We start from the raw sequence: 6,893 nt of genomic DNA on the forward strand, positions 1-6,893 counted from the left end.
TTTCGAACTTTAACACTACGAGTGCTGGCGAATCACCTCTTTTTAAGCGTTCGAATTCGTGGAAAATGACGGCATTGCGGATAGGTCTTGAATCTCTGCGGCAATCGCATCGCCCATGTCCGAGCAACCAAGGACTCTCTCGTCTGCTTTGGCTATATCGCCCGTGCGACATCCCTTTTCAAGCACGCGTTCTACGGCGCGTTCAAGGGCGTCGGCCTCTGCGGCCAATCCAAAGCTGTAGCGCAGCATCATGGCGGTAGAAAGAACGGTGGCGATGGGGTTCGCCTTGTTTTTCCCGGCAATATCGGGCGCGCTTCCATGAATCGGCTCGTACATGCCCAGGTTCGTTTCCCCCAGGGAGGCGGAGGGCAACATGCCGATCGAGCCCGTGATGCAGCTTGCTTCGTCCGAGAGAATGTCTCCGAAAAGGTTGCCTGTCAAAATGACGTCGAATTGACCCGGATTGAGCACGAGCTGCATAGCGGCGTTGTCCACGTAAAGATAATCAACGGCAACGTCGGGGTATTCGAGCGCAACGCGCTGCACCGTTTCTCGCCACACGCGGCTTGTCTCAAGCACGTTTGCCTTATCTACGCTGGTCACGTGTCCTTGTCGTTGACGGGCCATACGAAACGCGCGGTGCGCGATTCGCTCGACTTCCGCTATCGAATAGTTCATGTCGTCGTGCCCCGTGCCGTCTTCGTCGCGGTGTTTCGCGCCGAAATACACATCGCCGGTTAATTCTCGGCATACCACGAGGTCAAGGCCGTCTGCAATGCGTTCGGGCTTGAGGGGGCAGGCGTCGGCAAGAGGCGCATGCAGCTTCGCGGGTCGCAAATTGACGAAAAGCCCGAGTTCTTTCCTGATGCCGAGCAGCCCTTTTTCGGGGCGCATCTCAGCTGGAAGCCCATCCCATTTCGGGCCGCCTACGGCGCCGAGGATGACGCTGTCGCATGCGAGGCAGGTATCGATGGTTTCTTGGGGCAAGGGGGTTCCGCATGCGTCGATGGCGGCTCCTCCGACCAAGGCTTCGCGGTAGGCGAATTCATGCCCGAAGCGCTTCGCTACCTCGTCAAGGCATTTCTGGGCTTCGGCGACGATTTCCGGTCCGATGCCGTCTCCTTTTAAGACGGCAATGGCGTATTTCATAAGGACCTCCTGTCATGGGCGGCATGGTACATCGTGCGAAAGCGGGAAAGCTTATTTCCCGCGTGCTTTCAGGCTATTCAAAAGCCCTTCGTTATCGACGATCTGCTGGATGAATTCGGGAAAGGGCAGCGCCTCGAACGTTTCGCTCGTAGTTTCGTTAACGATGGTTCCCGTGGAGAAGTCCACGGTGACTTCGTCGCCGCCGCGTATCGCTTTTGCGGCTTGCTCGCATTCCAAAATGGGCAGTCCGATATTGATGGCGTTTCGGTAGAAGATGCGTGCGAAGCTCGAGGCGATGACGCATGCCACGCCGTTGTCCTTGAGGACGCGTGGCGCATGCTCGCGGGAGCTGCCGCATCCGAAGTTCTTCGTGGCCACTACGATGTCTCCTGGCTTGACGTTGCGCACGAAGGAAGGGTCTATGTCTTCCATGGCGTGCGTCGCTAGTTCCTGCGGGTCGGCGATATTGAGATATCTCGCAGGAATGATGACATCGGTGTCTACGTTGTCTCCGTATTTGAACGCTGTTCCTCGAACGGTCGGGTTCATGGTCGCTCCTGTCTTTTCGCTGGACCTTTCTTTAGATTTTGGGCGATGCTGCGGTTAAAGCGCCGAAGGGGCGGTTATGACTCCGGTGATGGCGGATGCCGCGGCGACGGCGGGACTCGCCAGATACACCTCGGAATCGGTGTGTCCCATACGCCCGACGAAGTTGCGATTCGTGGTGGCCACGGCTCGCTCCCCTGCGGCAAGCACGCCCATATGGCCGCCAAGGCACGGCCCGCACGTTGGCGTGCTCACGACGGCTCCTGCCTCGATGAAAACTTCGGTCAGCCCCTCGCGGATGCATTGCAGATACACTTCCTGCGTGGCGGGGATGACGATGGCGCGCACGCCGTCGGCCACGTGGCGACCGCGCATGATGCTTGCCGCCATGCGCATGTCTTCGATACGACCGTTCGTGCAGCTTCCGATAACGCTCTGCTGGATGGGGATGCCGGCCAGTTCCGTGACAGGCTTGGTGTTTTCGGGGAGATGAGGCGCGGCAACGGTAGGAGGGACGTCCCGGAGGTTTATGCGTATCGTGCGCTCGTACGAGGCGTCGTCATCCGCGGCGAATTCTCGGGGTGCGTGTCGTACGCGGTCTTTCATGTAGAGACGGGTTTTTTCGTCAACGGGGAATATCCCGTTTTTTGCCCCTGCCTCGATGGCCATGTTGCAGATGCTGAATCGGTCGTCCATCGAAAGGGACTTCACGCCGTCTCCGCAAAACTCCATGCTCTGGTAAAGGGCGCCATCGACCCCTATCGTGCCAATGATATGCAAGATGACGTCTTTGCCGCAGACCCACGGCTGCAACTCTCCCGTCAGCTCGATGCGAATGGCGGAGGGAACACGAAACCACGCTTTGCCCGTGGCGATGCCTGCTGCACAGTCGGTCGACCCCACGCCCGTGGAGAATGCTCCCAACGCTCCATACGTGCACGTATGGCTATCGGCTCCGATGACGAGGTCTCCTGCGGCTACGATTCCTTGTTCGGGAAGGAGGGCGTGTTCGATGCCCATGCTGCCCACATCGAAGAAGTGGACGATATTGTGCTTTTTGGCAAACTCTCGGCATACTTTGCACTGCTCGGCGCTCTTGATATCTTTGTTTGGAGCGAAGTGGTCGAGGACCAAGGCTACCTTTTCGCGGTCGAACACTTGGTCCATGCCCGCCTTTTCAAGTTCGCGAATGGAGACCGGTCCGGTGATGTCGTTTGCGAGCGCAAGGTCGATATCCGCCTCTATGAGCTGCCCTGCTTCCACCGATTCAAGCCCAGCGTGTGCGGCAAGAATCTTCTGCGTCATGGTCATTCCCATGGTAGTCCCTACCTTCTTGTCATCGTTTATAGGCGTGCGGCAAGTGAGCGCCTAGCTCATCTGCCGGTTTACTGCGGATATGAGCCCGAGAATGGATGCCGTGATAATGTCGTGGTGTTCGCCAACGCCCCAGGTGATCGTACCGTCTTCGTCGTCTATTCCCACGTAGGCGGCTGCGCGGCTATCGGACCCTGTTTCAAGAGCGTGCTCGCTATAGGTTGCGATGTGCGCCCGTATGCTGAGCTTCGAAAGCGCGTTGCATACGGCGTCGAGGCGTCCGTTTCCGTTGCCGACGGCGTCTTGTTCCTCGCCGCTTCTTTCCACGGTGAGGAACGCCTTGAAGGCCTTGTTTTCGGAATCGTGGGTGAAGTGGAAGTCGAGCAGCTTCAGGGTCGTTGCGTTATTGACGAACGTTTCGTGGAATATATCGTTGACCTCTGCGGGCGAGAGTTCCTTGTGGGCGTGGTCTGAAGCATCCTTGCTGGCGTAGCTGAGCTCTTCTCGCAGCTTCGGGGGAAGAACGTAGCCGTAGTTCTTCTCCAGAATGTAGCCTATGCCGCCTTTGCCGCTTTGGCTGTTAATGCGGATGACGTCGTTTTCGTAGCAGCGCCCCACATCGGCGGGATCGATGGGGAGATAGGGCGTAGACCAATACCCGGGGTTTTCCTCTTCGCGATATTTGAGTCCTTTTGCAATCGCGTCTTGATGGCTGCCCGAAAAGGCGGCGAATACGAGCTGGCCGGAGTAGGGGGAGCGCGGGTTTACCTCCATGCGCGTGACACGTTCGAACAGCTCCACGACAGAGGGGAGGTCGGAAAAGTCAAGCTTGGGATCTACGCCATGGGAGAAAAGGTTCATGGCAAGAGTGACAAGGTCGACGTTTCCCGTTCTTTCTCCATTGCCGAAGAGGGTGCCTTCAATGCGGTCCGCGCCTGCCAAAACGCCCAGCTCGGCACACGCCACGCCCGTTCCCCGGTCGTTATGGGGATGCAGGCTTACCTCCACGGCGTCGCGATACGTTAGATTCTTGCTTATGTATTCAACTTGACTTGCGTAGACATGGGGCAGGCTCATTTCCACGGTTACGGGAAGATTTATGATGGCCTTGCGTTCGGGAGTTGGCTTCCAGACGTCAAGTACCGCATTGCAAACCTCCAGGGCGTATTCCGGCTCGGTTCCCGTGAAGCTTTCAGGGCTGTATTCGAAGCGATAATTATCGTGCCCCGCGGATTCGGTCAGTTCCTTCAAAAGCTTCGCCCCCGTTACAGCGATGTGCTTGATTTGCTCCTTATCTTTGTGAAAGACCTGTTCGCGCTGGGCAACGCTCGTCGAGTTGTACACGTGGACAATTACGGGCGTTTTACAGCCCTCGAGAGCTTCGAAGGTCTTCTTGATGATATGTTCGCGCGCCTGCGTGAGCACCTGAATGGTGACATCTTCGGGAATCATGTCTTGCTCGATGAGGGTTCTCGCTAGCTCGAACTCCGTTTCGCTTGCCGCAGGAAAGCCTATTTCTATCTCCTTGAAGCCGATTGAAACGAGCATTCTGAAGAAGTCGATTTTCTCGTCCAGGCTCATAGGAACGACCAGGGCCTGATTGCCGTCGCGCAAATCGACGCTGCACCAGTTCGGAGCATGGTCGATGTAGTCTTTTTTCACCCAGTCGAAGCAAGGTTCGGGGGGCATGAAGTATCCGCGCGTATAGTTGGCGTGGTGGGGCATTCCTGCATTCATGGTGCTACCTTTCTGGCGTGTTTCCGCAAGCGGGCGTGTGACGAGCGCTTTCGGTTAAACGCTTTTCTTCCTCGGTCGAATGCTTTATCAATTTAGTGTAGTAAAGTAGTATAGCTGTTTAAGTCGATGAGCGGCTGAAAAAGACGTATGACGGAAACCGCATAGCGCATGCGAGCGCGATTGCCGCAGGCTTCGGTCGGAAGGGGTATTCATGAAGACGATTGCAACGAAAAAAGCGCCTGCGGCAATAGGCCCTTACGTACAGGGTGTCGTTGCGGGAGGATTTTTGTTTGCATCGGGCCAGATCGCCCTCGATCCGCAAACGGGAGAGCTTGTTGGGAAGACAGTGGAGGAACAATCGGAGCAGGTCATGCGGAATATGGGAGCGATTCTCGAGTCCGCAGGAATCAGGTTGTCAAAACGACGTGTTTTCTTGACGACATGGACGATTTCGCGGCGTTCAATAAGGTGTACGCGCGTTCTTTCGAAGATCATCTGCCCGCTCGGTCGGCTGTTGCCGTGGAGAGGCTTCCCAAAGGGGCTCTCGTAGAGGTTGAATTCATTGCCAAGGTCGGCGAGTAGATAAGATACGCGTCGGCGAATGCGCCGATACATGTCAATGCTCGAAAATGCAGTTGAGGAGGGGCGGTGCATGAAGATAGCCATTGTAGGATTCGATTTTCCCGATTGCGCACTTGAAGAGGGATTGTGTCGCAAAGAGGGAATTGCCATACAACGTTTCGACGGGAAAAGCCCCGAGTACATTCTTGAACACGTGCACGATGTCGACGGCGTTATCTCCTCATACGGGGAATTCACCGACGAAGTCATCAAGGCGCTCTCTCCGCGTCTCAAGGTTATTAGCAGGACGGGAACGGGCTACGACGAAATCGATGTATCTTCGGCGACGAAGCACGGGGTGGCCGTATGCAATGTTCCCGGATACGGAACGGAGGTCGTGAGCGATCACGCGATAGCGCTTGCGCTCGCGTGCCTCCGCCGCATCAACGAGCAGGATGCCGCTATGCGAAAAGGCCAGTGGGGGTACGAATCCACGCGCCCGCTTGGACAGTGCAAGGGCCGCGTTTTCGGTGTAATAGGCATGGGGTCTATCGGTTCTGCCGTTGCGCGCAAGGCGGCGGGCTTGGGCTTCGAGGTTGTGTGCTGGTCGCGCTCTTTGCCGGCAGGTTCGCGGTCACGTGGGGGATATCGTGTTGTCGAACTCGATGAACTTGCTCGGACCTGCGACGTTATAAGTCTTCATGCCGCATTAACGGAAGAGACCAGGCATCTCGTAGACGAACGGCTCATTTCTCTCATGCGCCCGGAAACCGTGATTGTGAATACATCGCGCGGCGCCGTCATAGACACCGCCGCGCTTGCAAGGGCTCTTGAGGAGGGAAGGCTGTGGGGAGCGGGGATAGATGTTTTCGAGACAGAACCGATCGAACGCGACGACCCGCTTCTGAAGGCTCCCCGCACCGTGCTCACTCCTCATGCGGCGTATTGGTCCGAAGAAAGCGGAGTAGAGCTGAGGACAAGGGCTTGTCGAGCTGCCATAGACGTATTGAAGGGGAACGCTCCTCGCGATTGCCTTAATCCAAAGACACTCGAGACCAACAGCGCATAATGTCGAGCATGCGTCTAAGTGCTCTCATAAATATTTAGTAAATACATTATCTAAGAAACTAGCTATCTAGAGGTAAGTTTAGAGGGAATGTGTTCTCTTGAACCGTTTCTTGCAACCTTGGTGAGGCAAGAGTAAAGTATCAATTCCGCGAACGGGCCGAATGAGGAGTGAATCTCATAAAGCTCGGAGGAAAGAACTAAAAATTTTAAAATTAGTTCTTGACTCATAGAGGTGGCAGGAGTAATATAATTCCTCGCCGCTTGACGCGGCAGCCCTCCGAAGGGAGGGCGGGGACCTTGAAAACCGGATACTGTGGAACAGGAATTAGGAACAGCCATACACCCCTCCTCGGAGGGGGTCGATTCCGATGAAGGATAGACAATAAACGGACCGGGACGATCTCACAGAACACGACGCCCCCCCGGGGGCGCTTTTCGAACGGAGAGTTTGATCCTGGCTCAGGATGAACGCTGGCGGCGTGCCTAACACATGCAAGTCGAACGGTTAAGGCGCCTTC

The 6,893-nt window shown here is 56.2% G+C and carries 5 protein-coding genes, 1 rRNA gene and 1 pseudogene; 3 read left to right on the top strand and 4 right to left on the bottom strand.

All coding sequences use genetic code 11. From position 1 onward, the window contains the following. Nucleotides 1-42 precede the first annotated feature (42 nt). From leuB to HMPREF9451_RS09255, 4 genes are read right to left on the bottom strand one after another with little or no spacing between them, the layout of a single operon-like run. Nucleotides 43-1,149 (bottom strand): 3-isopropylmalate dehydrogenase, encoded by a 1,107-nt coding sequence (gene leuB / locus HMPREF9451_RS09240; protein WP_009140026.1) that lies wholly within the window; start codon nucleotides 1,147-1,149, stop codon nucleotides 43-45. Between the two features lie 51 nt (nucleotides 1,150-1,200). Next, complete coding sequence (locus HMPREF9451_RS09245) at nucleotides 1,201-1,698, bottom strand: 3-isopropylmalate dehydratase small subunit (RefSeq protein ID WP_009140027.1); 498 nt, start codon at nucleotides 1,696-1,698, stop codon at nucleotides 1,201-1,203. 54 nt (nucleotides 1,699-1,752) lie between these two features. Next, nucleotides 1,753-3,012, bottom strand: a complete 1,260-nt coding sequence (leuC, locus tag HMPREF9451_RS09250; protein WP_009140028.1) for a 3-isopropylmalate dehydratase large subunit — start codon at nucleotides 3,010-3,012, stop codon at nucleotides 1,753-1,755. A gap of 51 nt (nucleotides 3,013-3,063) precedes the next feature. After that, a complete protein-coding gene (locus HMPREF9451_RS09255; protein WP_009140029.1) occupies nucleotides 3,064-4,746 on the bottom strand; it encodes a 2-isopropylmalate synthase in 1,683 nt (560 codons plus the stop codon). A gap of 211 nt (nucleotides 4,747-4,957) precedes the next feature. Between HMPREF9451_RS09255 and HMPREF9451_RS09260 the strand changes: the two are divergent. The 3 genes and pseudogenes from HMPREF9451_RS09260 to HMPREF9451_RS09270 form a co-directional block, all read left to right on the top strand. Next, a pseudogene (locus HMPREF9451_RS09260) lies at nucleotides 4,958-5,328 on the top strand (RidA family protein). 70 nt (nucleotides 5,329-5,398) lie between these two features. Beyond that, on the top strand, nucleotides 5,399-6,376 hold the full coding sequence (locus HMPREF9451_RS09265; RefSeq protein ID WP_009140030.1) for a C-terminal binding protein: 978 nt from the start codon (nucleotides 5,399-5,401) through the stop codon (nucleotides 6,374-6,376). A 435-nt stretch (nucleotides 6,377-6,811) separates the two neighbouring features. Continuing rightward, a 16S ribosomal RNA gene (locus tag HMPREF9451_RS09270) occupies nucleotides 6,812-6,893 on the top strand; the annotation flags it as partial.

Origin of the sequence: Slackia piriformis YIT 12062 (assembly GCF_000296445.1) — a bacterium.
Classification (GTDB): domain Bacteria; phylum Actinomycetota; class Coriobacteriia; order Coriobacteriales; family Eggerthellaceae; genus Slackia; species Slackia piriformis.

Coding starts and splice junctions, on each gene's coding strand:
- leuB (WP_009140026.1), bottom strand. CDS start 1,149: ATGAAATACGCCATTGCCGTCTTAAAAGGAGACGGCATCGGACCGGAA.
- HMPREF9451_RS09245 (WP_009140027.1), bottom strand. CDS start 1,698: ATGAACCCGACCGTTCGAGGAACAGCGTTCAAATACGGAGACAACGTA.
- leuC (WP_009140028.1), bottom strand. CDS start 3,012: ATGGGAATGACCATGACGCAGAAGATTCTTGCCGCACACGCTGGGCTT.
- HMPREF9451_RS09255 (WP_009140029.1), bottom strand. CDS start 4,746: ATGAATGCAGGAATGCCCCACCACGCCAACTATACGCGCGGATACTTC.
- HMPREF9451_RS09265 (WP_009140030.1), top strand. CDS start 5,399: ATGAAGATAGCCATTGTAGGATTCGATTTTCCCGATTGCGCACTTGAA.